At 63.8% G+C, this 26,973-nt stretch carries 28 protein-coding genes; 10 read left to right on the plus strand and 18 right to left on the minus strand.

All coding sequences use genetic code 11. The features are described 5' to 3' along the window. The first annotated feature begins 476 nt into the window (after positions 1-476). Positions 477-1,013: a DUF4174 domain-containing protein gene (locus KI242_RS13150; RefSeq protein WP_011060757.1), complete on the plus strand. Its 537-nt coding sequence runs from the start codon at positions 477-479 to the stop codon at positions 1,011-1,013. 75 nt (positions 1,014-1,088) lie between these two features. Here the strand turns inward: KI242_RS13150 and KI242_RS13155 are convergent, their stop codons facing one another. Next, the gene (locus KI242_RS13155) at positions 1,089-2,264 is read right to left on the minus strand and encodes an aspartate aminotransferase family protein (protein WP_212806239.1); all 1,176 of its coding nucleotides are present in this window, start codon (positions 2,262-2,264) and stop codon (positions 1,089-1,091) included. A gap of 101 nt (positions 2,265-2,365) precedes the next feature. On the opposite strand from KI242_RS13155, the gene KI242_RS13160 reads away from it, so the two are divergent. Continuing rightward, positions 2,366-3,313 (plus strand): LysR family transcriptional regulator, encoded by a 948-nt coding sequence (locus KI242_RS13160; protein WP_077933897.1) that lies wholly within the window; start codon positions 2,366-2,368, stop codon positions 3,311-3,313. On the opposite strand, the gene KI242_RS13165 is transcribed toward KI242_RS13160, so the two are convergent. The 3 genes from KI242_RS13165 to KI242_RS13175 are packed head-to-tail and all read right to left on the minus strand — an operon-like array spanning position 3,265 to position 5,033. Then, on the minus strand, positions 3,265-3,771 hold the full coding sequence (locus tag KI242_RS13165; RefSeq protein ID WP_011060760.1) for an NUDIX hydrolase: 507 nt from the start codon (positions 3,769-3,771) through the stop codon (positions 3,265-3,267). The two genes, KI242_RS13160 and KI242_RS13165, sit on opposite strands and share 49 nt — an antisense overlap. 7 nt (positions 3,772-3,778) lie before the next feature. Next, positions 3,779-4,486, minus strand: coding sequence for an NUDIX hydrolase (locus tag KI242_RS13170; RefSeq protein WP_015635207.1), 708 nt, complete (start codon positions 4,484-4,486; stop codon positions 3,779-3,781). Between the two features lies 1 nt (position 4,487). After that, a complete protein-coding gene (locus tag KI242_RS13175) occupies positions 4,488-5,033 on the minus strand; it encodes an adenylyltransferase/cytidyltransferase family protein (RefSeq protein WP_212806240.1) in 546 nt (181 codons plus the stop codon). Positions 5,034-5,216: 183 nt separating this feature from the next. On the opposite strand from KI242_RS13175, the gene KI242_RS13180 reads away from it, so the two are divergent. Genes KI242_RS13180 through nadE form a run of 3 tightly spaced genes read left to right on the plus strand, consistent with a single transcriptional unit; the run spans position 5,217 to position 7,932 of the window. After that, complete coding sequence (locus tag KI242_RS13180) at positions 5,217-5,864, plus strand: nicotinamidase (protein WP_123473195.1); 648 nt, start codon at positions 5,217-5,219, stop codon at positions 5,862-5,864. Between the two features lie 9 nt (positions 5,865-5,873). Beyond that, positions 5,874-7,103, plus strand: a complete 1,230-nt coding sequence (gene pncB / locus KI242_RS13185) for a nicotinate phosphoribosyltransferase (RefSeq protein ID WP_077933899.1) — start codon at positions 5,874-5,876, stop codon at positions 7,101-7,103. A gap of 1 nt (position 7,104) precedes the next feature. After that, positions 7,105-7,932 (plus strand): ammonia-dependent NAD(+) synthetase, encoded by an 828-nt coding sequence (nadE, locus tag KI242_RS13190; protein ID WP_041117545.1) that lies wholly within the window; start codon positions 7,105-7,107, stop codon positions 7,930-7,932. A 104-nt stretch (positions 7,933-8,036) separates the two neighbouring features. On the opposite strand, the gene KI242_RS31770 is transcribed toward nadE, so the two are convergent. The 10 genes from KI242_RS31770 to KI242_RS13240 all read right to left on the minus strand — a co-directional run bounded on the left by KI242_RS31770 (position 8,037) and on the right by KI242_RS13240 (position 17,003). After that, positions 8,037-8,291 (minus strand): hypothetical protein, encoded by a 255-nt coding sequence (locus tag KI242_RS31770; RefSeq protein WP_244868193.1) that lies wholly within the window; start codon positions 8,289-8,291, stop codon positions 8,037-8,039. A gap of 204 nt (positions 8,292-8,495) precedes the next feature. Further along, the gene (locus KI242_RS13200; RefSeq protein ID WP_015635212.1) at positions 8,496-8,906 is read right to left on the minus strand and encodes a GFA family protein; all 411 of its coding nucleotides are present in this window, start codon (positions 8,904-8,906) and stop codon (positions 8,496-8,498) included. Next, a complete protein-coding gene (locus KI242_RS13205; protein ID WP_015635213.1) occupies positions 8,906-9,427 on the minus strand; it encodes a hypothetical protein in 522 nt (173 codons plus the stop codon). The genes KI242_RS13200 and KI242_RS13205 overlap by 1 nt, the downstream gene beginning before the upstream one ends. Beyond that, positions 9,424-9,945 (minus strand): hypothetical protein, encoded by a 522-nt coding sequence (locus KI242_RS13210; protein ID WP_015635214.1) that lies wholly within the window; start codon positions 9,943-9,945, stop codon positions 9,424-9,426. The genes KI242_RS13205 and KI242_RS13210 overlap by 4 nt, the downstream gene beginning before the upstream one ends. Beyond that, positions 9,942-10,607 (minus strand): hypothetical protein, encoded by a 666-nt coding sequence (locus KI242_RS13215; protein WP_015635215.1) that lies wholly within the window; start codon positions 10,605-10,607, stop codon positions 9,942-9,944. Before KI242_RS13215 ends, KI242_RS13210 begins: the two co-directional genes overlap by 4 nt. Before the next feature lie 158 nt (positions 10,608-10,765). Beyond that, positions 10,766-11,782: a DUF2628 domain-containing protein gene (locus KI242_RS13220; RefSeq protein WP_212806241.1), complete on the minus strand. Its 1,017-nt coding sequence runs from the start codon at positions 11,780-11,782 to the stop codon at positions 10,766-10,768. A gap of 121 nt (positions 11,783-11,903) precedes the next feature. Continuing rightward, a complete protein-coding gene (locus KI242_RS13225; RefSeq protein WP_011060769.1) occupies positions 11,904-13,217 on the minus strand; it encodes an FAD-binding oxidoreductase in 1,314 nt (437 codons plus the stop codon). A gap of 137 nt (positions 13,218-13,354) precedes the next feature. Further along, positions 13,355-14,719, minus strand: a complete 1,365-nt coding sequence (locus tag KI242_RS13230; RefSeq protein ID WP_053150859.1) for a glutamine synthetase family protein — start codon at positions 14,717-14,719, stop codon at positions 13,355-13,357. A 643-nt stretch (positions 14,720-15,362) separates the two neighbouring features. Beyond that, positions 15,363-16,022 carry an isoprenylcysteine carboxylmethyltransferase family protein gene (locus KI242_RS13235; RefSeq protein WP_212806242.1) on the minus strand — a complete coding sequence of 220 codons (660 nt, stop codon included), beginning with the start codon at positions 16,020-16,022 and terminating at the stop codon, positions 15,363-15,365. Positions 16,023-16,106: 84 nt separating this feature from the next. Further along, complete coding sequence (locus tag KI242_RS13240; RefSeq protein WP_019094407.1) at positions 16,107-17,003, minus strand: LysR family transcriptional regulator; 897 nt, start codon at positions 17,001-17,003, stop codon at positions 16,107-16,109. 161 nt (positions 17,004-17,164) lie between these two features. Here KI242_RS13240 and KI242_RS13245 point away from each other — a divergent pair, with 161 nt between their 5' ends. The 3 genes from KI242_RS13245 (at position 17,165) to KI242_RS13255 (ending at position 20,381) form a co-directional block, all read left to right on the plus strand. Continuing rightward, positions 17,165-17,806, plus strand: coding sequence for a hydrolase (locus KI242_RS13245; RefSeq protein ID WP_015635223.1), 642 nt, complete (start codon positions 17,165-17,167; stop codon positions 17,804-17,806). A gap of 114 nt (positions 17,807-17,920) precedes the next feature. After that, positions 17,921-18,499, plus strand: a complete 579-nt coding sequence (locus KI242_RS13250; RefSeq protein ID WP_011060774.1) for an antibiotic biosynthesis monooxygenase — start codon at positions 17,921-17,923, stop codon at positions 18,497-18,499. 31 nt (positions 18,500-18,530) lie between these two features. Beyond that, the gene (locus tag KI242_RS13255; protein ID WP_053150865.1) at positions 18,531-20,381 is read left to right on the plus strand and encodes an amidohydrolase; all 1,851 of its coding nucleotides are present in this window, start codon (positions 18,531-18,533) and stop codon (positions 20,379-20,381) included. Positions 20,382-20,472: 91 nt separating this feature from the next. Here KI242_RS13255 and KI242_RS13260 read toward each other — a convergent pair whose 3' ends face one another. Both KI242_RS13260 and KI242_RS13265 read right to left on the minus strand, forming a co-directional pair. Next, positions 20,473-21,051 (minus strand): hypothetical protein, encoded by a 579-nt coding sequence (locus KI242_RS13260; protein WP_041117561.1) that lies wholly within the window; start codon positions 21,049-21,051, stop codon positions 20,473-20,475. A 279-nt stretch (positions 21,052-21,330) separates the two neighbouring features. Beyond that, a complete protein-coding gene (locus tag KI242_RS13265; RefSeq protein WP_041117563.1) occupies positions 21,331-21,660 on the minus strand; it encodes a hypothetical protein in 330 nt (109 codons plus the stop codon). Between the two features lie 568 nt (positions 21,661-22,228). Here KI242_RS13265 and KI242_RS13270 point away from each other — a divergent pair. Continuing rightward, the gene (locus KI242_RS13270) at positions 22,229-24,589 is read left to right on the plus strand and encodes a DNA polymerase II (RefSeq protein WP_212806243.1); all 2,361 of its coding nucleotides are present in this window, start codon (positions 22,229-22,231) and stop codon (positions 24,587-24,589) included. A 6-nt stretch (positions 24,590-24,595) separates the two neighbouring features. Here the strand turns inward: KI242_RS13270 and KI242_RS13275 are convergent, their stop codons facing one another. Next, positions 24,596-24,925: a DHCW motif cupin fold protein gene (locus tag KI242_RS13275; protein ID WP_077933910.1), complete on the minus strand. Its 330-nt coding sequence runs from the start codon at positions 24,923-24,925 to the stop codon at positions 24,596-24,598. A gap of 39 nt (positions 24,926-24,964) precedes the next feature. Then, positions 24,965-25,261, minus strand: a complete 297-nt coding sequence (locus KI242_RS13280; RefSeq protein ID WP_011060779.1) for a hypothetical protein — start codon at positions 25,259-25,261, stop codon at positions 24,965-24,967. A 256-nt stretch (positions 25,262-25,517) separates the two neighbouring features. Between KI242_RS13280 and KI242_RS13285 the strand changes: the two genes are divergently transcribed. Further along, positions 25,518-26,963: a serralysin family metalloprotease gene (locus KI242_RS13285; protein ID WP_015635227.1), complete on the plus strand. Its 1,446-nt coding sequence runs from the start codon at positions 25,518-25,520 to the stop codon at positions 26,961-26,963. The last annotated feature ends 10 nt before the right edge of the window (positions 26,964-26,973 follow it).

Genomic DNA, 26,973 nt, shown 5'->3' on the forward strand with positions numbered 1-26,973 from the left:
AGGGAGTGAGCGCCTGTTTTCTGACGTTTGAAAAATGACACTTTAGGTATAAGTTTCAAACTTTCGGAATCTTCTTGTTGATTGTTGCCGGAGGTTCTGCGAGTGGTTCGTTTCAATGGTTGTTAAGAGCGCTGGAGTTGTGTGGGTTGAATGTGTCGTGCAGCGGTTCTTATAAACAACCCAGGGCCGCTGTTGTATTGATTCGAATATTAAAGAACGGGCGCAAGGCTGTTGGAACGAGTGCTGCAGGGGCGTCGTTGTCGGGCTGCGCTCCTGCTGCATATGCAACAAAACCTTACCGCGAACCTGGTTGTGCCGACCGCTCGAAGGGCGCCAGCCCCGGTCGTGCGCGGCCTGTGGCAAACCGATGACCAGCGCTGCGCCGTGGGCAAAAAAATGTCAGATTTTGAGTCCCGGCCTGGACCTTTTCCCGCAATGCGCAATCATTACTGCGTGGAAAACATAAGGAGAGACGCATGTTCATTCGGTCATTGACCTTCGCTACTCTGCTCGCTGTTGCCGGCCCTGTCCTGGCGGCCGACAACGACGGCCCATTGACCCAGGACCTGGGCAAGTCACGGCCACTGATCGTGATTGCCCCCAGCACCGTGGACCCGACCCTGGTGAGCCTGAAGAAGTCCCTGGAAGAGCCGGCCACCCGTCAAGCCTTCAACGAACGCAACATGGTCCTGTATACGGTGATCAACACCATCGGCCAGCGCGATGGCAAGGACATCGACCCGCAATCCACCATGGCCCTGATCCGCAGCCTCAAGCTGGGCGCCGGGGCGCAGACCAAGGTGATCCTGGTGGGCAAGGACGGCGAGAAGAAGCTGGAGCACTCCGGGGCCATCGAGCTCAAGGAAGTCTTCAGTGCCGTCGACCAGTTGCCGGCGGCGGAGAAACAGGCCGCAGCTCCGGCTCCGGCCCCCGAGCCGGAGGCCAAGCCGGCCAATGCCAAGGCCGGCAAGGCGGCCAAGCCCGCCGCAGCGCCCAAGGCGCTGGACGACTGAAGCCCATGGGCAGAGGCCGGGGCAGGCGCTGACCGCCCCGGTGCCTGCCGACTGCATTGCCCCGCCTCGCCCAGGCTAGAGCGCCTCCAGGGTCTGACGCAGCCCATCGACGATCATCTCCACTTCCTGCCCATCGATCACCAAGGGCGGCAGCAGGCGGATGGTGGTGCCCCGTGTGACATTGATCAGCAGCCCGTGGTCACGGGCGGCGACCTGCACCAGCTCTCGGGCCGGCTGCCGCAGTTCGATACCCACCATCAGCCCCAGTCCGCGAATCTCCCGCACCGCCGGATGCGCCGCGAGTTCCTCGCGCAGCCGCCGCAGCAGTTGGGCACCGCGCTGTTCGGCGTTGGCCAGCAACTGCTGGTCCTCGATGACGTCCAGTACGGTGCAGGCCGCGCGGCAGGCCAGGGGGTTGCCGCCGAAAGTGCTGCCGTGGCTGCCCGGGGTAAACAGCTGGGCAGCCTTGCCCCGGGCCAGGCAGGCGCCGATGGGAATGCCGTTGCCCAGGCCCTTGGCCAGGGTCATCACATCCGGCACCACGTCTTCATGCTGGCAGGCAAACCAGCGCCCGGTGCGGCCGATGCCACTCTGGATCTCGTCGAGCATCAGCAGCCAGTTGCGCCGGGTGCACAGCTCGCGCACGGCCTTGAGGTAGCCGGGTGGGGCCAGCTGGATGCCGCTTTCCCCCTGGATCGGCTCCATCAATACGGCACAGATGTGTGGAGCATGCTCGGCGACGGCCGATTCCAGGGCGGCCAGATCGCCGAAGCGCACCTTGAGAAAACCGCCTGGCAACTGGCCGTAGCCCAAGCGCACTGCCGGGCCGTCGCTGGCGGCCAGGGTGGCCAGGGTCCGGCCATGAAAGGCGTTTTCCATGACCACCACCAGGGGCTGCTCGATGCCTTTGTGCCAGGCGTGCAGGCGTGCCAGCTTGAGGGCGGTCTCGTTGGCCTCGGCCCCGGAATTGTTGAAGAGCGCCCGGTCCATGCCGCTCAACTGGGTCAACTTGGCGGCCAGTTGCTGCTGCCAGTGGATGTCGTAGAGGTTGGAGCTGTGCAGCAGCAGGCCGGCCTGTTCGCTGATGGCGCCGACCAGCCGTGGGTGGCTGTGGCCGATGCCGGTCACCGCGACCCCGGCGATGGCGTCCAGGTACTCTCGCCCGGCCTGGTCCCAGAGACGGCTGCCCAGGCCTTTGCAGAAGCTCAGCGCGAGGGGTTGGTAGGTGCTCATCAGGCAGGCGGCGGTCATGGCGGGCGGCTCCATCTTGGGGGGTGTGCTATCAGTATCGTTAGCCACCCAGGCTAGATAAACTCGCTATTTCTTTAATCATCTTGAAGTCAGGGTTGATAATGGATCTGTTCCAGGCAATGTCGGTGTACGTCAAGGTGGTGGAGGCGGGGAACATGACCGCCGCGGCCCGGGAGTGCGGCATGTCCACCACCATGGTGGGCAATCACCTGCGGGCCCTGGAGCAGCGCCTCGGGGTGCGTCTGCTCAACCGCACGACACGGCGCCAGCGGCTGACCGATTTTGGCCGTGATTACTACCAGCGCTGCCTGGCAGTGCTGGGGCTGGTGGCGGATTCCGAGCGCCTGGCGGAGCAGGCCCAGGGCGAACCCACCGGCACCTTGCGCATCACCGCACCCCTGACCTTCGGCACCGAACGCCTGGCGCCAGCGCTGGACGAGTTCCGCCAGCGCTGCCCCCAGGTCAAGGTCGAGCTGACCCTGGCCAACCAGCGCTTCGACCTGACCGATGGCACCTTCGATGTGGCGGTGCGCCTGGGCAACCTGGACAACGCCTCGCTGATTGCCCGGCGCCTGCAGGACTACACCCTGACGATCTGCGCTGCGCCGGAGTATCTGGAGCGCTGCGGCACGCCCCAGGTCCCCGAGGACCTGCAGCGGCACAACTGTCTGGCATTCGCCTACCCGGCCGGTGATGAGTGGAGCGCCACCGCCACCCTGTGGCCGTTGCGCGGGCCTGAAGGCGATGTGCAGGTTCCGGTGTCGGGGTCATTGCTGGCCAACACCTCGTCCGGCCTGCATCGTGCGGCGCGGGGTGGCCTGGGGCTGGTGATGATGCCCGATGCGCTGGTGGAGGAAGACCTGCAGCAGGGCCGGCTGGTGCCGGTGCTGCAGGACTATCAGTTGCCCTTTCGGACGATGCACCTGCTCTATGCCCAGGACCGCTATCGCCTGCCCAAGCTGCGCAGCTTTGTCGACTTTGCCCTGGAGAAGTGGGGGCGTCAGGCCGACTCGCTGGCCAGCAGCATCATCGCCGCCGACAGCGTGTGACCATCGGTGATCTGGCCGGCGGCGATCATTGCCAGCAACTCCTGGCGGCTGGCCCACAGCACATGGTCCACTTCGCCATCGGTGGCGGCGGCCTGCTGCTCGGCGATCTGCACCTGGCACACCGCCACGGCGCTGGCGATCAGCGAGGTGTTGCTGTGCAGCAGCCCCAGCTGGCGTACCTCTGAGGCTTGCCAGCCGGTTTCCTCCAGCAGTTCCCGGGCCGCCGCGTCGCAGGCGCTTTCCCCGGCATCGATGGCGCCCCGGGGAAACTCGATGGACTGGCCACCGATGGCCCGGCGCCGCAGGTTGACCAGCATCAGTCGGCCATCGGCCAGGGTCGGCACGGCCACGACGCCGTTCACCGCCTGGGCTTCCTTGATGATGAAGTAGCCGTTTTCACGGACCACCTTGAAGTACGGGGTTTCCAGCAGGCACTGGGTGTCGGGGGTGGAACTCATGGGGCTATCACTCCAGGAAACAACGATCGAACAAATACAGCTCGGCGGGCTTGAGCTGCTCCACGGTGGCCTGGGGCCGGCCGCCGTCGCCGCTCTTCTTGCGCCCGGTGTCGCGCAGGTAGCCGGCCTCGCTCATCTTCAGCAGGCGCTGGCGGATGCTGGTCTTGAGCACCGGACGCTGCAGCACCAGGGAGAAGATGCTCACCGCCTCGGGGGCGCTGAACTCGTTGCCGAGAAACATCAGCGGCAGGCTGCTGTACAGGGATTTGGAAAACAGCCGCTCGTGCACCTGGGCTACCAGGGCGTTGTGGTCGAAGGGCAGCTTGAAGGCACCGCTGGCCACCTCGTCGAGGGCGAAGAAGCCCTGTTGCGCGGCGGGCTCCACCGGCTCGCTGAGGATTCCCAGGTAGAAGGTCGAGGACGACCAGCAGCGCGGGTCGCGAAAGGCGTCGCCCACCGTGCCCACCTGTTCCAGCCAGGCCAGGGGCATGTCCACCTTGCTCGAACGGCGCAGGCGTTCCACTGCGTCATTCAGGCTGCGGTCTTCGACGTCGCCGTTGACCACGATGCCCGGCAGCGCCCAGTGCCCGGCGAAGGGCTCAGCATCCCGTTGATGGAGGAGGATCTGCAGCTCGCCGCGTTCGCGGTGATAGCGCAGCAGGCACAGGTCGATGGTGTGCAGGTAGGCGCTGGGGAGGGTGGTGCGGTCGTGCATATCAACTTCCGTGGACGGCGTAGAGGCCGTAGTTTAGCGGATTCATTCCCGGGGCCAGCCATTGCCCGGGCGGCGTTTCGCCACGGGCCAGGCATTGGCGCAACACGCTGCTGCGCACCCCGGGCTGCTCTTCGATGCAGAGGATGGAAAAGCGCCGCAGCAGTTCCTCGCCGCGATGGAACCTGGGCAACTGGCGCGCCACGTCTTCGCCCACCACCAGGGCGATGCGTTTGCCGTCCAGGGCCAGGTCGTCGGCCAGGCGTTGCAACAGGGTGAAGCTGTAGACCGGGCCCGGGTCGGCCAGGGCCAGTTGCCGTTCCAGGCGGCTGACCGCCAGCTCGGCGTCGCACTCTGGCTGCAGGTGCGCGGTGATTGCCTGCAACCAGCCGGCGCGCTGCTCGAAGTCGGCCATGTGCTTGCCGTCCGGGTGGCGGAAGCTGGGCACTACCAGTACCCGGCGGGCATGGCGGGCGGCTTCGAGCATCACCTGGGCGTGCCCGGCGTGGGGCGGGTTGAAGGCGCCGCCATAGAGGGCCAGTTCAAACATCTGCTTTTCCTTGTTAGGTACATGACGTGTACCTTAGCATCGCTTTTGTCAGTGGGAAATAATCTTCTGCACCTTATGTGTACATGTTTATTGAATTTGGTTCGAGAAAAATAAAACGTGCAGGGTCTTGCTATGAAAGTACATGACATGTACTTTGTGCTCCATGCAGAGGAGAGACCCAGCATGAACAGCCAAACGATGAAGACCGCTTCCTTCGATGTCGATGCGCAAAAGAGCTTCACCCCGCTGTGCCCGGACGAGTTGCCCGTGACCGAAGGCGATCGCATCGGCGGCGAGCTGAATTTCATGGCGACCCTGGCCAGCCTGCGCATCGGCAGCAAGGACGCCCACAGTCCCCGGGCTCCCTGGGTGGTGGCCGGGCACGACCAGATGCTCCAGCCCACGGGCCTTGAACATGCCGATCTGACCTGGGTCAGCCACTGCGTTCCGGGCACTGAAGGCTTCACCCTTTTGGACGAACTGCCTGCGCCCTATGACTACGACTACTTCGTGTGGAAGGGCGTGGAGCCTGACCTGCACCCCTATGGCGCCTGCTACCACGACCTGCACGGCAAGCTGTCGACCGGGGTCATCGAGTACCTCAAGGGCCAGGGCGTACAGCAAGTCATAGTCGGCGGCCTGGCGTTGGATTTCTGCGTCAAGACCACTGCCCTGCAACTGGCCGCTGCCGGTTTCAAGGTGCTCATTCACCTGCCGGCGTGCCGGGCCATCAGCGCCGAGGGCGCTACCCAGGCCATCGCCGACATGCAACAAGCGGGCATCACGGTTGCCGCGACCCGCGAAGAAACCGCCAGATTGGCCAAGGTTTGAGGAGTCACCATGGAAAGTGCATTTGACCGCAACAACGGCGTGATCCAGAGCCTGCTGGATACCGACTACTACACCTTCACCATGATGCAGGCGGTGTTGCACCAGCACCCCAATGTGGACGTGGAATACCAGTTCATCGTTCGCTCCAAAGAGTCCCTGGTGCACCTGATCCCCGAGATCCGCCAGGAACTGGAAAAGCTCGCCGGCCTGCAGATGCGCGAAGGCGAACAGCGCTTTTTGTTCAACAAGCGCTTTCGTGAATACCTGACCCCTGACTTCGAACAGTTCCTCGGTCTGTTCCGCTTCAACCTGCGTTACATCCACGTGGCGGCGGTCGACGGCCAACTGAGCATCCGCGTCCGCGGCCCGATGCTGCACTGCATCATGTTCGAGCAGCCGGTGCTGGCCATGGTCAGCGAGTTGCGCAACCGCGATAAGTACCCCGAGGTGGAGCTTGAGGATGTCACTCGCCGGCTCTATCAGAAGTTCGAATGGCTGGAGAAAAACGCCAGCCGCGACGAGCTTGCCGAGTTCCGCGTTTCGGATTTTTCCACCCGCCGGCGCCTGTCGTTCAAGGCCCAGCGCGAAGTGGTGAAGATCATGCGCAGCGATTTCCCCGGGGTCTTCGTCGGCACCAGCAATGCGCACCTGGCCTATGAGTTCGACCTGCCACTGATCGGCACCATGGCCCACCAATGGCTGATGGTGCACCAGCAACTGGGGCGGCTGCGCGAGAGCCAGAATGCGGCCCTGGAGAATTGGGTGCACGAGTATCGCGGGCGCCTGGGCATTGCCCTGACCGACTGCATCAGCACCGATTTCTTCCTCAAGGACTTCGACCTGTACTTCGCCAAGCTCTACGACGGCCTGCGCCAGGATTCCGGGGACCCGATCCTCTGGGCCGACAAGGTCCTGGCCCGCTACCGGGAACTGGGCATCGACCCGCGGACCAAGGACCTGATGTTTTCCGATGGCCTGAACTTCGAGAAATGCCTGCCGATCCTGCGCCACGTGCGTGGCCAGGCCCGCTTCGGTTTCGGCATGGGCACCAGCCTGGCCTGCGATGTGGAGGGCGTGGAGCCGCTGAGCATCGTGATGAAGCTGGTGCGGGTGCATGGCGAACCGGTGGTGAAGTTCTCCGACGACCCGATCAAGAACGTCTGCGAAGATCCGTCGTTCCTCCGGTACGCGGCCCAGGTGTTCAACGTCGATCTTGCCCACTCGCCCCTGGAGGCCTGACATGAGCAATTCAACCCAAGCACGCATCGCCCGGGAACTGGGCATCGACCGGCAACTGGTTCGCGGTGGCGAGGCCGCCGAGATTGCCCGGCGTGTGGCCTTTATCCAGCAGGTACTGCGCGAGTCTGGCTGCAGCACCCTGGTACTGGGCATCAGTGGCGGGGTGGATTCCCTGACCGCCGGCCGCCTGTGCCAGTTGGCGGTGGAGCAGATGCGCGCCGCGGGGCAGGAGGCCCGTTTCATCGCCATGCGCCTGCCTTATCGGCAACAGGCGGATGAAAGTGATGCCCAGGCTTGCCTGGACTTCATTGGCCCGGACGCGGTGAGCACTTGCAACATTGCCGACAGCGTCGAGGGCCTGATGAACCAGGTGCGGATCGACGGCCTGCAGCCTTCGCCGGCCCTCACGGACTTCGTCAAGGGCAACGTCAAGGCCCGGGCGCGGATGCTGGCCCAGTACGCGGTGGCCAACTTCAGCAACGGCCTGGTGGTGGGCACTGACCACGGCGCCGAGGCCCTGATGGGTTTCTTCACCAAGTACGGCGACGGCGCCTGCGACCTGGCCCCGCTGTCGGGGCTGACCAAGACCCAGGTGCGGCTGCTGGCCGAGGCCCTCGGCGCGCCAAGGCATCTGGTGTACAAGGCGCCCACCGCGGACCTGGAGGAACTGGCGCCGGGCAAGCTGGACGAAACGGCGTACGGTTGCAGCTACGCAGAAATCGATGCCTACCTGATGGGCCAACCGGTGCCCGATAGCGTGCGCCAACTGATTGAAAGCGCCTACCGGCGCACCGCTCACAAACGCGCCTTGCCCCGCAGTCCCGCCTGAGCCGACGCCTTCGCCGGCAAGCCGGCTCCTACTCCATCACCCCCGGCCGTAGGAGCTGGCTTGCCAGCGAACAACCGCGCCAGCCAAGCGCGGCCACCCGCCCTTCAATCCGGCCATTTCCTCAAGCTCGCCCGGCATTCTTCAATCAGCTCGGGCATATGCTCGCGCACGTCCTGCCAACCCAGCATGCCCAGCAGCTCACGCGCCTCCTGGCGCAGGGGCAGCCACTGCGGGTGTTTGAAGCCGTTGTCCTCCAGCGTTACCCCGTAGGCCTCTCGGCACAGCGCTTCACAGCCGCTCAACAGGGCTTGCAGGCGCGGGTGCAGAGTGGGCGCCAGGTACGCCGGAAAGTGCTTCACGAAGCCCTCGAGGTAATCCAGGTGGTTGGACCACAGGCCACACTCGGCGCAGCAGCCGACCTCCGTGCGCTGGCGGTCGGCCTCCGAGGCCAGGAACTCCAGGGCCGGGCCCAGCTCTCCCAGCAGGATGATCTTTCGGTACTCGTCCTGGCCGTACCAGGTCCAGACGTTCGAGGCGAGGGGGAGCTGCAGCGAGTGGGTGCTTCACTCATGCTGTCCGCCTTTATCCTGCGTTGTCGGTGCGGGCTGCCAGCCCTCGGGCCAGCGGTCGCTGAACGAATGGCTGTGCGGCATCAGCTCCGGGTCGCGGTTGTCATCGAAGCAGCCCAGGAGCAAGGCAATGGTCGGCTGATCATCGATGGCCCCCAGGGAGCTGCCGCAAGCCCGGCAAAAGGCCCGGCTCGAAGAGTCTGACGACCTGAAGGTCGCCGGAGCGCCGGCGGGGCCGGTCCAGGTCACCCGCTCTCGGGGGAATTCGACCCACGCCAGCGTCAGCGCGCCACTGTGGCGCTGGCACAATTGGCACGAGCAGGTATGGGGATTGGCGGCAGGCCCGCGGGCTTCGAAGCGGACCTGGCCGCACAGGCAGCCGCCCTGGTACAGGCTGGCAGTCATCAGCGTGGGTTCTCCTGAGGAATCAAACGGTCCTTTTCCAAATCGCGCAGCAGTTCATCGAGCATCTCTCTGCGACTTTCGATCTGCACCGGCGGTACATACCAGGCCGCCACACTATAGCCTTCACGACGGTAGTCGTAGGTCTTGAGCAGTTGGCCGTCCTTGAGCAGGCTGCCGCGCAAGTTGCTCTGGTAGGAGTAGGGCATGGGGAAGGTCAGCAGGGTGATGGCATTCAACGCGCCAAGCAGTCCCGCACTCTTGCCTCCAGGCTCGCTGATCAGGAGGCTGTAGCCGCTGCGACTATAGCCACCATCGAGAAAGGAGAAGGCTCCAGTTTGACGCAGGGCGGCGATGGTCTCCCGTTGCTCCTGTTCGTCGAAGCGACTTTTCACCGGGCCCAGGTCCAGGGTCAGCGGTACATAGGGATGTTGACTGCGGTAGTCCAGCGGCGCCATTCGGGTGCCACAACCGGTGATGATCAGTGCGCTGCACAGCAGGGCGGTCAAACCTATGGGGTTCATTGGGCCTGACTCGCGGTTGGCAACAGTTGATCCTGACGCAGATCGCCAGCAAAGGCGCGGGCGATGCGCTGGATATTCTGCTCTTGCATTTCACCGCCTTGATCCAGCAGCCAGGTGTATTTATGCGTCAGGTTGCGATAGCTGTAGCGCTTGAGGAGCTTGCCCTCGTGCAGCAGGCTGATGTCGGTGTGGGTGTCGATGCCATTGGAGAGCGGCATCAGGAACAGAGTGGCGGCACTGAGGAAGATCAACGGCATTGGCGGCATGTCCCGCTCGGACTTGAATTGAATTCGGGCGCTGTAGTCGCCAGCTTGTCCGGCGCCGGTCTGGACATCTTCGAACACCCCGGTGGCACGCAAGGCGTTACGTAACTCAGCGGCGCGTAATGGGTCATCGACCATCACATGCAGGGGCATCAAATAGGCTTGGCCATCCGTCAGCGGACGGTCGGGCAAGGTGTCGGTTGCCGCGCAGCCCGCGAGCAGCACAAGGGCGCAAAGGCTCAGGCAGGATTTCATGGATGAATCTCCGCAGTGGCGTTGGCTGGGCTGGTTTGCTTGTCGACGGGAAGGATGAAGGGCTTGGCCTTGTCCAGATCCAGCGGCATCCATTGCAGCTCCGGCAGCCCCGGTACCTGGCGCTGGGCAATCACGGCGTCACGGGGCATCTGATTGCTCCAGGCAAAGAAGCACTGGGTCACTTGGCTGCAGACCGAGCGAAACTCGCCGATGTAATACGCCTTGCCCGCCTCCAGGCGCAGCGGCAGTACGAACTCTTCGCGCGCTTCCTGGGATTGCAGTCGTGAGCCGAGCCCCGGGGTGTAGACCATGGACCAGAACTGGAAGTTGTAGAACTCGTAGTCACCCGGTTTGAGCGGCATGACAAATACACTGCCGGCGGCGCGGGGTTCATGGATGTCCTCAGGCGTTGGTCGTGGGTCGCCCTCCCAGAGTGCCGCGGCGCCATTGATTGAGCCGCGCTTGCGAATCAGCAGGCGCAGGTTGGTGGCGGCACCGCCGCCGCCCAGGTACTGCGGGCCAATAGCGCCCACCAGATAGGTCGTGGGTTCGTTGGCTGCGGGTTGCAGAGGGGCGCTGACGATGGCGGCGGGTTGGCTGATGCAGCCAGAAACTATGCTGGTGGCCAGCAGCAAGGACGAAGCCTTGAGTACGCGGAACATGGGGAACCCTGAAAGTGACTTTGGACAAGGCGCAGGTAGGGAGGGAGGTATGAGTGTCTGTACATGGCCTTCCCTGGCGCCGCTCGTGAGCGGCGCGATGGTACGAGAACCTTAGGGCTTTGTGTAGCGCGTTACCCGGAATGACCTGCCCGGCGGCGCTATTGACCGAACCCCGGCGCTGCCTCTTCGACCTTTCTTTTGTACTGCACCTTGGCTTGGTCGGGGTTGCAGGACAGCAGGGCATCGACCTGGACAAAACCCTTGGACAGCACCTGCCTTTCTCGCCACAGGTTGCCGCACGCGCCGAATACCCCGGCGCTGAGCAGCCAGCCCAGGGCGAACCCGTGGTGGCCGGCGCCTGTATCAGGGATCAGCAGGGTCAGGCCCAGGGCAGCCAGGGTGAGGCCGGTCACCCAGTACAGGCTGACGCAGTACGACCAGAGTACGGTGAGAAAGCAGGCGGCAAAATTGAAGCCGATGGCCACGGCTTCCAGTTCGCCCTGGGGGTTGCGATAGAGGCGGTAGAGGCGTTTGTGTTGTTCCTCTAGGTCCTGGTTGATCCGCTTCTCACGCTCGGCGATCTGGATTTTCTCCGTAGCGCTGAGGTCGCTGTCATCGAAGATTTCCTTGAAGGTTTCTTCCAGAAGGTAATAGCCGGTGTAGGCGCTGGAATGGCCTGTGAGGTACAGGGCGTCGACGCGATAGCGGCGGTTGAGCTTCAACTGGGTGTCGCCACTGAAGAAGCTGCAGGCCGAGGTCTGGATGTGCAACCAATGCTTGCCAAAGCTGTATTCGATATAGGGCTTGCCGCCGTTCCGAACCCAGCGGCGGTCGAAGTAGCCTTCCAGTTGCTCCACCTGTACGCCCGTGATGTCGGTCCTGGGTTGCGCCTGGGCGTTGAGCCATTTGGCGGTGCACCAGCCACCGACCATCAGGCAGAGGAAGGTGCACAGGATGACCTTGGCAAACAGCGGGCCATCCAGCAGGCAGATGAGGATGAGGCAGGGGAGCAGCAGGATGCCCGAGAGGACGCACGTGGTTTCAACATCAGCCTTCCAGGCGCGGGTGAGGTCTTGATTGATGCGGTCGATTCTTTCCTGGTCGAGGACTCGGATAACGGCGGTCTCGCTGGGCCCAAGCCTCAGGCTTGGGCGGGTCTTTACAAGACGAAGCACAGGGACCGCCCGCGGGTTCGGGGCGGTCCATGCCTTCGAGGGGCGGGCAGCCTACTGAACAAAGGGCCGGCTCATCAAGCTTTGCTGGAGCCTCGGCTGCCGCCCGACTCGCGTCGTGCCCTCAGCGCAATTTCTCCAGCATCTGGTAGTACCACATGCCCGCCGCCAGCATCGGGTTGCCCAACTGGTCGCCGAAGGGCACGCGGATGTGCTGGCAGGCGGCGAAGGTGTCGTAGTGGCCGAGGTGGCCGGTCAGGGCCTGGGCCATGATCTCGCCCATGATGTGGGTGGTGGCCACGCCATGCCCGGAGTAGCCCTGGCAGTACCAGACGTTGTCCGAGAGCTTGCCCAGTTGCGGGATGCGGTTGATCACGATGCCCATGGCGCAGCTCCACTGGAAATCGATGCCTACGCCCTTGAGCGCGGGGAAGGTGCGTTCGATGCACGGGCGCAGTTCGCCGGCGATGTCCCGCGAGTCCTTGCCGCTGTAGTTGGCGCCGCCGCCGAACAGCAGGCGGCCGTCGGCGGTCATGCGGTAGTAATCGAGCACGAAGCGGCAGTCGTAGACCGCCAGGTCCTCGGGGTTGAGGCGCTTGGCCAGGTCGCCCAAGGGCTCGGTGGTGACGATGCCGCCCATGGCGGGGAAGATCTTGCCCTTGAGTTTCTTCGGTTCCAGCTTGTGGTACACATCGCCCGCCAGCAGCACTTGCCGGGCATCGATGCGGCCCTGGGCAGTGACCACCGCCGGGCGCTCACCGTGGATGATCTCCAGCACTTCGCTGTGTTCGAAAATCAGCGCCCCCAGGCTTTCGGCGGCCCGGGCTTCGCCGATGCACAGGTTCAACGGATGCAGGTGCAGGTTGCGGGTGTTCTTGATGGCGCCGTGGTAGAGCTCGCTTTCCAGCAGCCCGCGGACCTGGGCCCGGTCCAGCAGGCTGACCTCGTCGCCCATGCCGCGGCGCACCGCTTCTTCGTAGTCGGCGCGCAGGCCCGGCAGGTGGCTGGGCTTGTAGGCCGCGTGCAGGTGGCCGTGCTTGAGGTCGCAGGCAATGGCGTATTTTTCCACTCGCTGCTGGATGATCTGGTGCCCGCGCCAGCGCAGGTGCCAGATGAAATCGTCCACTTCCTCGCCCAGGTGGCGGCGCATCTGCTTGCGCATGGCTTCATCGCCGGAGAGGCTGCCGGTGACCTGGCCGCCATTGCGCCCGGTGGCGCCCCAGCCGATCTTGTGGCTTTCGACGATGGCGACTTTCAGGCCGCGCTCGGCCAGTTCCACCGCGCTGGCGACGCCGGTGAAGCCGCCGCCGATGATCACCACATCCACTTGATGAGTGCCTTGCAGGGTCGGGTAGTGGGTTTCCTGGTTCAGGGTGGCGCTGTAGTAGCTGGGGCAGCGCTCGGCTGCCGGGGTCCGCGGATCGAAGGCGGCTGTCATGGATAGAACCTCGCAAAAAAGTGAGCCGGGCCGCTGCGGGCAGGCAGCGGCCAGGGCTTTGAAATCGGTCGATGGGCCGGCGGGTCCGGCACGCAGTGGATGCGCCTGAGCCCTGCGCGGCAGATCGGCGACGGACCTCAGGCCTGGGTCAGGTACCAGCGCCAGTCCTGCTCGCCGACTTCGGCCATGAACTGGCGGTACTCGGCACGCTTGACCGCCAGGTACACACCGAGGAATTCGGAGCCCAGGGCATCCCGTGCCCAGGCCGATTGCTCCAGGGCCACCAGCGAGGTCAGCCAGTCGGTGGGCAGCAGTTCGGTGGCCTGGGCGTAGCCATTGCCCTGTACCGGCTCGCCGGGGTCGAGGTTTTCCCGCAGGCCGCGATGGATGCCGGCGAGAATCGCCGCCGCTGCCAGGTAGGGGTTGGCGTCGGCACCGCAGATGCGGTGCTCGATGTGCCGGCTATTGGCCGGGCCGCCGGGCACCCGTAGGCTCACGGTGCGGTTGTCGACGCCCCAGGTGGGGGCCAGGGGCGCGTAGCTGTTGCTCTGGAAACGCCGGTAGGAGTTGGCGTTGGGGCAGAACAGCAGCAGCGACTCCAACAGGGACGCGAGCATGCCACCCACCGCCTGGCGCAACAGCGGGGTGCCGGCCGGGTCCTGGCTGGCGAACAGGTTGCGGCCCGCGGCGTCGGCGATGCTCACGTGCATGTGCATGCCGGTGCCGGCCAGGTGATCGAAAGGCTTGGCCATGAAGGTGGCCTGCATCCCGTGCTTGTGGGCCACGGCCTTGACCAGGCGCTTGTAGCGCACGGCCTGGTCCATGGCTTCCAGGGCGTCGCCGTGTTCCAGGGTGATCTCCACTTGCCCGGGGGCGTATTCGGAGATCGCCGTGCGCGCCGGAATGCCTTGCAGCTTGCAGGCGGCGTAGAGGTCGGCGAGGAACGGTTCGATCTGCTCCAGCTCGCGCAGGCCGTAGACCTGGGTGCTGCGCGGGCGACCGCCATCGGCGTCCAGCGCCGGTTGCGGCCGGCCATTGCCGTCGCGCTTGGCGTCCAGCAGGTAGAACTCCAGCTCGCAGGCCATCACCGGGTGGTAACCCTCGGCCTTGAGGCCGTCGATCACCTTGATCAGCAGGTGGCGCGGGTCGGCGATGCTGGCGGGCAGGCCCTCCTGAGGGTGCATGCTGACCTGCACCGCGGCGGTAGGGATCTGCCGCCAGGGCAGGCGTACCAGGCTGCCGGCCAGGGGGTAGGCACGGCAGTCGATATCGCCCACATCCCAGACCAGGCCGGAGTTCTCCACGTCATCGCCGTTGAGGGTCAGGCCAAGGATGGTGCTGGGCAGGGGCCGGCCGCTTTCGTACACCGCCAGCAGTTCTTCGCGGTGCAACAGCTTGCCCCGGGGCACGCCGTTGGCGTCGAGAATGAACAGCTCGATCATGTCGATATCTGGGTTGGCGGCGAGGAAACTCCGGGCTTCGTCTAGGGCTGCAAAATTCATGTTTGTGCTCGCTTGGCGCCCGTGGGGCGCGCAGGTTTTCAGGTCCTGCAACGACGCCGCGCACGGGCCGGTTGCAAGGGCAGAAATCAGGTCTGGGAGGGACCACGCAGGAGCGCGATCAGGCCAGCGGCGAGTGATCCGGAGGGCGTGAGGAATGGCGCAGGCGGGAACGGCACAGGGCCATGGGCAGGTTGACCAGAAGCTTCATGGGCAGGGCCTGTCCAGGAAGAGAAAACCGATGACGCCAGCGCGCACCTCATGCACCTCACAAGGGCGTTGGGCAGGGTGCAGCGGGGAGTGGCAGGGCAGTGCGATACGAGCGTCGACAAGCGTACCACCGCCAAGGCGCGGGGCCGTGGAGCGGGTGCAGGCCAATCCGTGGAACGGGCTCTGGGGATGCATCTGCCGGGTGATCTCGCTGTCGAGTTCGGGGTGATTATTCTTGGTTTACACCGGGCGCTGGAGGATGCGAACTGCTGCGGCGAGCCTCCAGGGCGGATCAATACTGCAAGAAAGCGCAGGCCAATGTAAGGGGGGTAAAGGGCGCAAGCCCCTTGGCATGGGGCTTTCGCTCATGGTGAAAACCGCGTGCTAGAGCGGCGCGTCCCGGCTGCCAGGCGTGTCTGATTTTTTTTACAGAACCTTAGTAGAGGCCCGGCAGCAGGCGCCAGCTGCGGGCGCAATAGGCCTCGTATTCATCGCCGAAATGCTTGAGCAACAAGGCCTCCTCGGCATGAATCCGCGCGATCAGCGGGACCAGGGTCAGTGCTGCCAGCAACAACCCCAGCCCCGAGCGAAACGCCAGGGCCCAACCCAGGGCATTCACCAGCAGGCCCAGGTAGCTGGGGTTGCGCAGGTGGCGGTAGAGGCCGTCCACCACCAGGTGGTGGTTGGGCTGGATCGCCACCAGCCCGCTGAAGCGCCGGCCGAGGATGAACACCGGCCACAGCCGCAGCCCGCCGCCGAGGATGAACAGCAAGGCCCCGAGCCAGCGCAGGCCTTCGCCGCCGAAGGTGCAGAAATCGATGCGGTCGCTGTAGGCCGGGACGAAGCCGCTCAACAGGCCGATCACCCCGAACACCGGCAGCACCCAGCGGTTGCCCTGGTCTTCCTGCTCGCCGCTGCTCAGGTTGACTTCGCTGTACAGCGTGGCGACCACCATCAGCAGGGTGGCGATGGCGATCAGGGTCAACTGTGGATGGCCGAAGAAGGCGGAGAAACCGCCCATGCCCCAGATCGCCAGGCCCAGGTAGGCGAGGGCACCGAGGATGCTGGAAACGGCCAGCCTGAGGGAGATTTTCATGATGCGCTGCGCCAGTAGCGGGAACCTGTGTTGAGTGTAGGAGCCCGCCTGCGGGTGAAGGCGTACGTTCGTCCGCTGCAAGGTTCAGCCCGCGGTTTTCTGGGTCAGGTGCCCCGCCAGAAAGTCGATGAAGGCCCGGGTCTTCTGCGGCACCCGCCGTGCAGAGGGGTAGACCACGTTGATGCTGATGGGCGGCGCCTGCCATTCGCAGAGCACCGGCACCAGGCGCCCGGCCGCCAGGGCGTCCTCGACGATGAAATCCGGCAGCAGGGCGATGCCCATGCCGGCCTCGGCGGCCTGAGCCAGCAGGTCGCCGTTGTTGGCGTGCAGCGGTCCGGTGACATGCACCCGCTGCACGTCACTGCCGTTGCTCAATTGCAGGCTGACGCCGCTTTGCAGGTAGCCGTAGTTCAGGCACTGGTGGCTGCTCAGGTCCTTGGGCTGGCGCGGGATGCCGGCCCGGGCCAGGTAGGTGGGGGAGGCCACCATGATCCGCGGTGCCGGTGCCAGCTGGCGGGCCACCATGGACGAGTCCGGCAGGCTGGCAATGCGCAGGGTGACATCGAAGCCGCCGCGCAGCGGGTCCACCTGCTGGTCGCTGAGCACCAGTTGCAACTCGATCAGCGGATGCTGTTCGTGGAACAGCGGCACCAGCGGCCCGAGCCGACGCAGACCGAAGGACATCGGTGCATTGACTCGCAGCACTCCGCGCAACTCGGCGATGCCATCGCGCGCGCGCTGTTCGGCCTCGTCCACCGTGGCCAGCACTTCCCGAACGCTTTCGTAGTACTCGGCACCGGCTTCGGTCAGGCGCAGGCTGCGGGTGGTGCGTTGCAGCAGTTGCACGCCGATGGCTTCTTCCAGCGCCTGGATCTGTTTGCTGACCTTGGAACGGGGCACGTCCATGGCGCGGGCGGCTGCGGCAAAGCCGTTTTCGTCGACGGTGACGACGAAGGCGCGCATGCATTCGATACGGTCCATGATTGTCCCTGTTTAAGAATCAATGATTCTCGATTTTAGGTAATTGTTCCTTTTTCGGCCAGGCCCTAGATTAGCCACCAAGCCGGACGCCACGGGGCGCAAGCAGCGCCATCAGCCGGTCATGTTCGACCCTCACTCTCTGACTGCAAAAGGAACGCGCCATGTCCATTCGTGAATTGCTCAACCCGACCAACTCCGCCCTGATCCTCATCGACCACCAGCCGCAGATGGCCTTCGGCGTGCAATCGATCGATCGCCAGACCCTGAAGAACAACACCGTGGCCCTGGCCAAGGCGGCCAGGATCTTCAACGTGCCGAGCATCCTCACCTCGGTGGAGACCGAAAGCTTCAGCGGCTACATCTGGCCGGAACTGCTGGCGGTGTTTCCCGGCCAGCAGCCCATCGAGCGCACGTCGATGAACTCCTGGGAAGATCGCAAGCTGGTGGACGCGGTGAAGGCCACCGGGCGCAAGAAACTGGTGATGGCGGCGCTGTGGACCGAGGTCTGCCTGACCTTCCCGGCGCTGGAGGCCATGGCCGAAGGTTACGAGGTGTACATCGTCACCGACGCCTCCGGCGGCACCAGCCAGGAGGCCCACGACATGGCCGTGCAGCGGATGATCCAGGCCGGCGCGGTACCGGTGACCTGGCAGCAGGTGCTGCTGGAGTACCAGCGCGACTGGGCGCACAAGGACAGCTACGACGCGGTCATGGGCCTGGTACTGGAACACAGTGGTGCCTACGGCATGGGCGTGGACTACGCCTACAGCATGGTGCACAAGGCCCCGCAACGTCAGCTGTAGGCGCCGCCTGGCCGGCGAATGCGATCGCACCGACCGCTTCGCTGGCAAGCCAGCGCTTACGGGCCTTAACTGTGATGCGCAAATGCATCTCCTCGCAGACCCTGGAGCCTTCTGATGAACATCGAACTCACCGACGGTGTCGTGACCCTGCTGGTCCGCCACCGGATCAAGCAGGGCCAGGATCAGGCCTATGAAACCTGGCTGCGGCAGATCATCGCCAAGGCCCGCAGCTATCCGGGGCACCTGGGCATCGACGTGGTGCGTGGCCACAGCGGCGGCCTCGGGTTGTTCACCAGCGTGCTGCGCTTTGCCAGCACCGAACAGTTGCAGCACTGGCTGGATTCCGCCGACCGCCGCGAGCTGGTGCAACAGGCCCAGCACCTGCTGGCCGACGGTGACCAGACCGAAATCAACGCCGATCGCGAATTCTGGTTTACCCCCCAGGACGGCGGCGCACCGACCCCGCCACCGCGCTGGAAACAGGCGTGTGTGACCTTCCTGGTGATCCTGCCGCTGAGCTTCCTGGTGCCGCAATTGTGGAAGCCGCTATTCGCCCAACTGCCCTGGCTTGGCGGCTATGTGCCGGCCACGGTGCTGATCACCCTGAGCATCGTGCTGCTGGTGGTCTACGTCTTCATGCCCCGGGTCACGCGCCTGTTCAGCCGTTGGCTGCAGCCACGTAGTGCGGCCTGATTCCTTCCCGACCTTCGTTTGGAGCAATGCCATGAAACCCGATGCAATTGCCGACCTGATTCTGTTCAACGGCCGCCTGCACACCGTGGACCGGGCCAAACCCCGGGCCAGCGCGGTGGCGATCAAGGACGGGCGCTTCATCGCCGTGGGCAATGATGCCCAGGCCATGGCCCTGCGCGGCGCCGGCACCCAGGTCATCGACCTCATGGGGCGCACGGTGATCCCCGGGCTCAATGACTCGCACTTGCACCTGATCCGCGGCGGCCTGAACTACAACCTGGAACTTCGCTGGGAAGGCGTGCCGTCCCTGGCCGATGCCCTGCGCCTGCTCAAGGAACAGGCCCTGCGCACCCCGGCGCCGCAATGGGTACGGGTGGTGGGCGGCTGGAACGAATTCCAGTTTGCCGAGAAACGCATGCCGACCCTGGAAGAACTGAACCAGGCGGCGCCGGATACCCCGGTGTTCGTCCTGCACCTGTATGACCGCGCCTTGCTCAACCGCGCCGCGCTGCGGGTGGTGGGCTACGACCGCAACACGCCGAACCCGCCGGGGGGCGAGATCGTCCGCGATGGCAACGGCAACCCCACCGGCATGCTGATCGCCCGCCCTAATGCGATGATTCTGTACGCGACCCTGGCCAAGGGCCCCAAGCTGCCGTTGGAGTACCAGGTCAACTCCACCCGCCAGTTCATGCGCGAGCTCAACCGCCTGGGGGTCACCAGCGCCATCGATGCCGGTGGCGGCTTCCAGAACTACCCCGACGACTATCAGGTGATCAACCAGCTGGCGGCCCAGCAGCAACTGACCGTGCGCATCGCCTACAACCTGTTTACCCAGAAGCCCAAGGAAGAACTGGCGGACTTCAAGCACTGGACCTCCAGCGTCACCTACGGCCAGGGCGACGACTTCCTGCGGCACAACGGGGCAGGGGAGATGCTGGTGTTTTCCGCTGCGGATTTCGAGGACTTCCTCGAACCGCGTCCCGACCTGCCGCAGAGCATGGAGCAGGAGCTGGAACCGGTGGTGCGCCACCTGGTGGAGCAGCGCTGGCCGTTCCGCCTGCACGCCACCTACGATGAATCCATCTCGCGGATGCTCGATGTGTTCGAAAAGGTCGACCGCGACATTCCCTTCAACGGCCTGCCGTGGTTCTTCGATCATGCGGAAACCATCAGCCCGAAGAACATCGAACGGGTGAGGGCCCTGGGCGGCGGCATCGCGATCCAGGACCGCATGGCCTTCCAGGGCGAGTACTTCGTCGAGCGCTACGGCGCCAAGGCCGCCGAAATGACCCCGCCGATCCAGCGCATGCTCGCCGAAGGCATTCCGGTGGGCGCCGGCACCGACGCCACCCGAGTCTCCAGCTACAACCCCTGGACCTCGCTGTACTGGATGGTCAGCGGCCGGACTGTCGGCGGGCTGGAGCTGTACCCCCAGGGCCTGAGCCGCGATACCGCGCTGGAGCTCTACACCCACGGCAGCGCCTGGTTCTCCTCGGAACAGGGCAAGAAGGGCCAGATCAAGGTCGGGCAACTGGCGGACCTGGTGGCCCTGTCGGCGGACTACTTCAGCGTCGAGGAAGAGGCGATCAAGTGGATCGAATCCTTGCTCACCGTGGTGGATGGCAAGGTGGTGCATGCCGCCGGTGACTTCGAAAAACTGGCCCCACCGAGCCTGCCGGTGACCCCGGACTGGTCGCCGGTGGCCAAGGTGCCAGGGCATTGGAAGCCCAACGCACCGCTGCAGAACCAGGTGCACCAGTGCAGCGGACCGTGCGCAGTGCATGCCCACGGGCACCAGAAAGCGCGCATGTCCAATGTGCCGGTGAGTGACTTCCAGGGGTTCTGGGGGGCGTTTGGGTGTTCGTGTTTTGCGTTCTGAAGCAAACCCTTAAAAGGCGGCAGGGCGGTAGACCGTCCTGTCACCTGTTATTTGGGAAGATCTCCCGGCTGCAGGAGGGGTAGGATGCGTGTCAGTCGATGCCAGGAGGCGTATACGCCTGTTCGATATGGCCGATGTTCTTGTTCAAGATAGGCTTGGAAATTCTGAGGATCAGTGATTCAACGTGTTTTGGGAAATCCAACCAATCGGAGCTGCCGACGTCGTAGGCTGAGATGTAGCGAACGATTTCGTAGCGTTTATCGGGCTTCTTCTTGATCCCTGCCGGGAACTGGATGTCTACGTCCCGGCGAATGGCCGAGTAGGTTTCTTTCAACAGGTTGGTGGCTTTGCCTAGGTAGATGAGGTTGGCCATCGAGTCATAAAAGGCATAGATGCCTGCCCGCTCTTCGTGGCCCTTGAACAGGGTTCTCAACTGAGCCATCACCGGCTGGTCTTGCTTGAACTCGGCGAACTCCACCACTGACTGGAATTCAGGCGTAAAAGCACAGTGTATGAAGTGTTCAACTGTGAGGTGCTGTGGCTGGCATTGGCCAGAACACCAGTCCGCGATCTGCTTGCTGCTGTACCCGGTATGGGAACAGGCAGTTTCTATGTCTCCCGAGTAATACTGTTCAATGATGTAACGCAAAACACCGCAGCGATCAGTCACAAAAAATCCTTTTCCCAGATTTGGCTTAGCTATCGAGTAGACCTCCTGATGGTTGTACTGAGTCTCAGCATGATCCTGAAAGTCCGTATTCCAACCTTTAGGTCGGCTTGAATGGACGAATGATACTAATTAGCCATTATGGTGTCCAACCCTTAGCAGATGGGGCTTTTGAAGTGGTTTCGGTGTCCGGAAAAGGCAATTCAAGTTCGTTGCAGACAATAAAAAGGGGCGCTGAAAGTTCAGCGCCCCTTGTTGGCTTATACCCAGTGTTAACTTATCTCAGCAAAACCGATCAATAACCCGAACTTCCGATTTATCCCGCAGCGATTGCCATTCGGCTTTCAGGGTCTCCAGGACCCGGCCGATGAAGTCCTTGTCGGCGGCGGCTTTCTTGCCGACGTAGCCCTGGCCGCGGCGGTACATCTTCAGGCGGGCTGCCAGCTCCCGGTTGTTCTGGTCGAACTCTGCTTCATGGCTATGGGGCGACAGGCAGTCGATATGCACTTGGCCCGACTTGGCGATCCACAGGATGTGGCTGTCGTGGCTGTCTTTCTGTGCGGCGAACATACGTGCCAATTCATCAATAGTGGGTTGGTTATTAAGATTCATTTGTAGCCCCCTTGACCATTTATCGATCTATCTAAGTTGATTCGCTAATTCATCTTGCTACGTCGGTAAGTTGAACCCTGATACCGGAAACAGGGCGACAGAGGGTGTCTGTCGGATACAGATAAGGCCCAGAGCCTGATGCGTGTAGTTGCCTTGATTAACTGCTACGCAATAGCGTCACAACGAAGAGAAGCAGCGTAAACCTGGATGAAGCTGCCGACATTCCCACCATCGGCCACAAGCATCTTGAAGAGTTTTCGCCGGCTTCCCGTCGTGGTACTGGACGGTCAATGCCAGGTCAGTTTCATCAATCTGCCTTGTGGGCAGTACACATCCGGGTCACAGCTCGGCGGTCAGACGAGCTTGCTCATAACACCTTTGCCTCGTCCCCCGATCGGGGAGACGTCTGCATCATGCAAGGCCGAAATCCTCTCGTCAACGGTTTTGTAGTGAAAATTTTCAGGCACTACATATTGTCTGACAAAAGCCGAAAAGCCATCATCCGGCCCCCCCAACGCAGGGCTGGGCAGGTAGAATCGGCGCCTTGAAATGTTCTGAGGTTGCAGCGGTGGATGTACAACAAGGCTTCGTCCTGACTCGGCACTGGCGCGATACGCCGGCGGGCACGCAAGTCGATTTCTGGCTGGCCACCGACCAGGGGCCGCGCCAGATCCGCCTGCCGTTGCAGACTTGCGTGGCCTTCGTCCCGGCGGCGCAGCGCGCCCAGGCCGAGCGCTTGCTGAGCGACGACCCGGATGTGCAACTGCGCCCCTTGCAGCTGCGTGACTTCCACCAGCGTCCGGTGCTGGGCCTGTACTGCCCGCAGCACAATCAGCTGATGCGCCTGGAGAAGACCCTGCGGCGCGCCGGGGTGGAGGTGTTCGAAGCCGATGTGCGGCCGCCCGAGCGCTACCTGATGGAGCGCTTCATCACCGCGCCGGTGTCCTTCGGCGGCCAGCCCGGCCCCGATGGCTTGTTGCTGGAAGCGCAGATGAAGCCGGCGCCAAACTACCGGCCGAGCCTCAAGCTGGTGTCCCTGGACATCGAGACCAGCGAGCGCGGCGAGTTGTATTCCATTGCCCTGGAAGGTTGCGGCCAGCGCCAGGTGTACATGCTCGGCAAGGCCCGGGACGACGACAGTGCGGTGGATTTCGACCTGGAGTTCTGCGCCAGCCGCGAGCAGTTGCTGGAGAGGCTCAACCAGTGGCTGGCCGAGCATGACCCCGACGCGATCATCGGCTGGAACCTGGTGCAGTTCGACCTGCGCGTACTCCACGAACATGCCCGGCGCCTGGCGGTGCCGCTGCGCCTGGGGCGTGGTGGCGAGGAAATGCAGTGGCGCGAGCACGGCAGCCGTACCCACTATTTCGCCTCGGCCGCCGGCCGCTTGATCATCGACGGCATCGAGGCGTTGCGTTCGGCGACCTGGAGCTTCCCGTCCTTCAGCCTGGAAAACGTCGCCCAGACCCTGCTGGGGGAGGGCAAGTCGATCGACAACCCCTACCAGCGCATGGACGAAATCAACCGCATGTTCGCCGAGGACAAGCCGGCCCTGGCCCGCTACAACCTCAAGGACTGCGAACTGGTGACGCGGATCTTCGCCAAGACCGAGCTGCTGACCTTTCTGCTGGAGCGGGCCACCGTCACCGGCCTGCCCGCCGACCGCAGTGGCGGTTCGGTGGCCGCTTTCACCCACCTGTACATGCCGCTGATGCATCGCCAGGGCTTTGTCGCCCCCAACCTGGGCGAGCTGCCGCCCCAGGCCAGCCCCGGCGGTTTCGTCATGGATTCGCGGCCCGGGCTCTACGAGTCGGTGCTGGTGTTGGACTACAAGAGCCTGTACCCGTCGATCATCCGCAGTTTCCTGATCGACCCGGTGGGGCTGGTGGAAGGCCTGCGCCAACCGGACGAGCAGTATTCGGTAGCCGGCTTTCGCGGCGCGCGTTTCTCCCGCACCCGGCATTGCCTGCCGTCGATCGTGACCCGGGTCGCCGAGGGCCGCGAAGTGGCCAAGCGCGAGCATAATGCGCCGCTGTCCCAGGCGTTGAAGATCATCATGAACGCCTTCTACGGCGTGCTGGGTTCCAGCGGTTGTCGCTTCTTCGACCCGCGCCTGGCGTCCTCCATCACCCTGCGTGGCCACGAGATCATGGCCCGCACCCGGCAACTGATCGAGGCCCAGGGGCATCAGGTGATCTACGGCGACACCGATTCCACCTTCGTCTGGCTCGGCGGCCTGCATGACGAGGAACAGGCAGGCCTGATCGGCCGTGCCCTGGTGGCCCACGTCAACCAGTGGTGGCGTGATCACCTGCAGCAGCAATACGGCCTGGAAAGCGCCCTGGAGTTGCAGTTCGAAACCCACTACAAACGCTTTCTGATGCCCACCATTCGTGGCGCCGAGGAGGGCAGCAAGAAGCGCTACGCCGGCCTGGTGCAGCGCGCCGATGGCAGCCAGGAGATGGTCTACAAGGGCCTGGAGACGGTGCGCACCGACTGGTCGCCCCTGGCCCGGGAATTCCAGCAGGAGCTGTACCAGCGCATCTTCCACCGCCAGCCCTACCAGGACTATGTGCGCGACTACGTGCAACGCACCCTGGCCGGGCAACTGGATGACCTGTTGATCTACCGCAAGCGCCTGCGCCGGCCCCTGGACGACTACGAGCGCAACGTGCCGCCCCATGTCCGCGCAGCGCGCCTGGCGGACGAATACAACCGCGAGCAGGGCCGCCCGCTGCAGTACCAGAACGGCGGCTGGATCAGTTACGTGATCACCCTGGCCGGCCCCGAGCCCCTGGAAAACCGCCGCGCGACCATCGACTACGAGCACTACCTGACCCGCCAGTTGCAACCGGTGGCGGACGCCATCCTGCCGTTCGTGCAGGACGATTTCAGCACCCTGGTGGGTGGGCAGATGGGCCTGTTCTGAAGCGCTTCAATCCACCACGAACAGCTTGGCCCCCACGGCGGTGAAGGAGCGGTGCGGCTCGGCGTTGTCCGCCACCTGGTAGCTCATGCCCGGGGTCAGGACGAACCGCCGGCCGTCCTCCAGTTCGGTGTGCAGCTCGCCTTCCAGGCACAACAGGATGTGGCCCTTGGAGCACCAGTGGTCGGCCAGGTAGCCGGGGCTGTATTCCACCATGCGCACGCGAATTTCATCGAACTGCCGGGTGCGCCAGAAGGCGCTGCCGGTTTCGCCGCGATGCTCGGTGGGTTCGATGTTCGACCAGTCGGTGGTGGCGAAGGGAATTGCGCTGATGTGCATGCACGGCTCTTGAGGTTGTGAGGCAAAAGGGGAGAGGGCTCAGTCGTCCACGGCTTCGCAGAGACCACTGGCGCCATGCTTGTCGGTGTACTTGACGGTCACCGATTCGTCGTCCTCGACGCTGATGGACAGGCTGATTTCTGCCGTCTTGACCTGGAAATGCCGGTCATCCACGGCACTGTTCTTGACTGCTTTGCCGTTGATGTAAACCGGGCCGCCCTGGTCGGCGCTGACTGCCAGATTGCCCGGGCAGGAGACGTTGAACAGTGGAATGCCTTCGGCGTGGGCCGAGCCGGCAAGGATCATCAAGGTGCCCAGAAACAGGATTTTGCGCATCACAGACTCCTATCCAAAGAGGGCCGCGGGGCCCCGGTGCGGTGTCTAGCCTATCCCTTGGCGCCCCCTCGTGCGAGTGGAAAATTTACCCCGTGCCAGAGCGTCCCGGGGGCTTTGTAGGACAAAAAAAACCGTGGACTCACGGCTGACGGATATGTCAGGTTTCCAGCGCCTCAATGGGCGAGTGATAGGACGATCTCGCAGGCGGGGTCGCAGCTGTCCTATCGGATTTTTTGTCTGGAACAAGGACGTAGCAATGTCAAAAGCACTCTCGGAAGCAGTCGGCAACGGCATCGATTCGGCCGCTCAGGCCAGCCATGCCTACCAGCAAGTTCTGGCCTTCAGCCACCTGTATGACCGTGGCGGCAGCGAGCTGGTGAACGGCAAGCCATCCTTCACCGCCGACCAGGCGGCGGATTCGATCCTGCGCAAAGGCCTGTCCTGGCACGACCAGAACGGCGACGGCAAGATCGACCTGAGCTACAGCTTCCTCACCGAAAAACCGGCCAACTACAACCCGGCCCTGGGCAGCTTCAGCGAGTTCAGCGCACTGCAAAAAGCCCAGGCGCTGCTGGCTCTGCAATCCTGGGCGGACGTGGCCAACGTGACCTTCACTGAAGCGGCCAAGGGTGGCGACGGCCACATGAGCTTCGGCAACTACAACGTCAGCACCGGCGGCGCGGCCTTTGCCTACCTGCCGTCCGGCAGCAGCTACGACGGCCAGTCCTGGTACCTGATCAACGACCAGTACCGGGTCAACGAAACCCCGGGCAACGGCAACTACGGCCGCCAGACCCTGACCCACGAAATTGGCCACAGCCTGGGCCTGTCCCACCCGGGCGTGTACAACGCCGGCAGCGGCAGCCCTACCTACAACGACGTGACCTACGCCCAGGACACCCGCGGCTACAGCCTGATGAGCTACTGGAGTGAGAGCAACACCGGGCAGGACTTCAGCAAGGACGGCGGCGGTGCCTACGCCTCGGCGCCGTTGCTGGACGATATCGTTGCGGTGCAGAAGCTCTATGGCGCCAACCTGGAAACCCGTGCCGACGACACTGTCTACGGCTTCAACTCCAACACCGGTCGGGACTTCTACAGCGCCCACAGCGCTTCGGACAAGCTGGTGTTCGCGGTCTGGGACGGCGGCGGCAACGATACCCTGGATTTCTCGGGTTTCACCCAGAACCAGAAGATCAATCTCAATGAAGGGGGCTTCTCCGATGTCGGCGGCCTGGTGGGCAACGTGTCCATCGCCCATGGCGTGACCGTGGAAAACGCCATCGGCGGCTCGGGCAATGACCTGCTGATCGGCAACGCCGCGGCGAACATCCTCGAAGGCGGTGCCGGCAACGACATCATCTATGGCGGTGGCGGTGGCGACACCCTGTGGGGTGGGGCAGGGGCTGATACCTTCGTCTACGGCGCGGCCGCGGATTCGACCTTCGACGCCCCGGACTGGATCATGGATTTCGTCAGCGGCGAGGACAAGATCGACCTCACCGGGATCCCGCAATTCGCCTCCGGTGGCGCCACCCTGAACTTCGTCAGCGGCTTCACCGGGCATGCCGGCGACGCGATCCTCACCTACTACGCCGAAACCAACCAGACCAGCCTGATGATCGACCTGACCGGTCATGGCGCGGTGGACTTCGCCGTGGGTACCGTGGGCCAGGCGGCGGTCACCGACATCATCGCCTGATCGACCCTGG

This window comes from Pseudomonas sp. Eqa60, assembly GCF_018326405.1.
Classification (GTDB): Bacteria; Pseudomonadota; Gammaproteobacteria; order Pseudomonadales; family Pseudomonadaceae; genus Aquipseudomonas; species Aquipseudomonas protegens.

Bases quoted from the DNA above. Each gene is read 5' to 3' on its own strand.
- KI242_RS13250 (WP_011060774.1), top strand. From the start codon at position 17,921: ATGAACATCGAACTCACCGACGGTGTCGTGACCCTGCTGGTCCGCCAC.
- KI242_RS13285 (WP_015635227.1), top strand. From the start codon at position 25,518: ATGTCAAAAGCACTCTCGGAAGCAGTCGGCAACGGCATCGATTCGGCC.
- KI242_RS13175 (WP_212806240.1), bottom strand. From the start codon at position 5,033: ATGTTTGAACTGGCCCTCTATGGCGGCGCCTTCAACCCGCCCCACGCC.
- KI242_RS13230 (WP_053150859.1), bottom strand. From the start codon at position 14,719: ATGAATTTTGCAGCCCTAGACGAAGCCCGGAGTTTCCTCGCCGCCAAC.
- KI242_RS13240 (WP_019094407.1), bottom strand. From the start codon at position 17,003: ATGGACCGTATCGAATGCATGCGCGCCTTCGTCGTCACCGTCGACGAA.
- KI242_RS13245 (WP_015635223.1), top strand. From the start codon at position 17,165: ATGTCCATTCGTGAATTGCTCAACCCGACCAACTCCGCCCTGATCCTC.
- KI242_RS13280 (WP_011060779.1), bottom strand. From the start codon at position 25,261: ATGCGCAAAATCCTGTTTCTGGGCACCTTGATGATCCTTGCCGGCTCG.
- pncB (WP_077933899.1), top strand. From the start codon at position 5,874: ATGGAAAGTGCATTTGACCGCAACAACGGCGTGATCCAGAGCCTGCTG.
- KI242_RS13215 (WP_015635215.1), bottom strand. From the start codon at position 10,607: ATGTTCCGCGTACTCAAGGCTTCGTCCTTGCTGCTGGCCACCAGCATA.
- KI242_RS13200 (WP_015635212.1), bottom strand. From the start codon at position 8,906: ATGACTGCCAGCCTGTACCAGGGCGGCTGCCTGTGCGGCCAGGTCCGC.
- KI242_RS13225 (WP_011060769.1), bottom strand. From the start codon at position 13,217: ATGACAGCCGCCTTCGATCCGCGGACCCCGGCAGCCGAGCGCTGCCCC.
- KI242_RS13180 (WP_123473195.1), top strand. From the start codon at position 5,217: ATGAACAGCCAAACGATGAAGACCGCTTCCTTCGATGTCGATGCGCAA.
- KI242_RS13265 (WP_041117563.1), bottom strand. From the start codon at position 21,660: ATGAATCTTAATAACCAACCCACTATTGATGAATTGGCACGTATGTTC.
- KI242_RS13160 (WP_077933897.1), top strand. From the start codon at position 2,366: ATGGATCTGTTCCAGGCAATGTCGGTGTACGTCAAGGTGGTGGAGGCG.
- nadE (WP_041117545.1), top strand. From the start codon at position 7,105: ATGAGCAATTCAACCCAAGCACGCATCGCCCGGGAACTGGGCATCGAC.
- KI242_RS13150 (WP_011060757.1), top strand. From the start codon at position 477: ATGTTCATTCGGTCATTGACCTTCGCTACTCTGCTCGCTGTTGCCGGC.
- KI242_RS13235 (WP_212806242.1), bottom strand. From the start codon at position 16,022: ATGAAAATCTCCCTCAGGCTGGCCGTTTCCAGCATCCTCGGTGCCCTC.
- KI242_RS13170 (WP_015635207.1), bottom strand. From the start codon at position 4,486: ATGCACGACCGCACCACCCTCCCCAGCGCCTACCTGCACACCATCGAC.
- KI242_RS13165 (WP_011060760.1), bottom strand. From the start codon at position 3,771: ATGAGTTCCACCCCCGACACCCAGTGCCTGCTGGAAACCCCGTACTTC.
- KI242_RS13155 (WP_212806239.1), bottom strand. From the start codon at position 2,264: ATGACCGCCGCCTGCCTGATGAGCACCTACCAACCCCTCGCGCTGAGC.
- KI242_RS13205 (WP_015635213.1), bottom strand. From the start codon at position 9,427: ATGAACCCCATAGGTTTGACCGCCCTGCTGTGCAGCGCACTGATCATC.
- KI242_RS13275 (WP_077933910.1), bottom strand. From the start codon at position 24,925: ATGCACATCAGCGCAATTCCCTTCGCCACCACCGACTGGTCGAACATC.
- KI242_RS13255 (WP_053150865.1), top strand. From the start codon at position 18,531: ATGAAACCCGATGCAATTGCCGACCTGATTCTGTTCAACGGCCGCCTG.
- KI242_RS13210 (WP_015635214.1), bottom strand. From the start codon at position 9,945: ATGAAATCCTGCCTGAGCCTTTGCGCCCTTGTGCTGCTCGCGGGCTGC.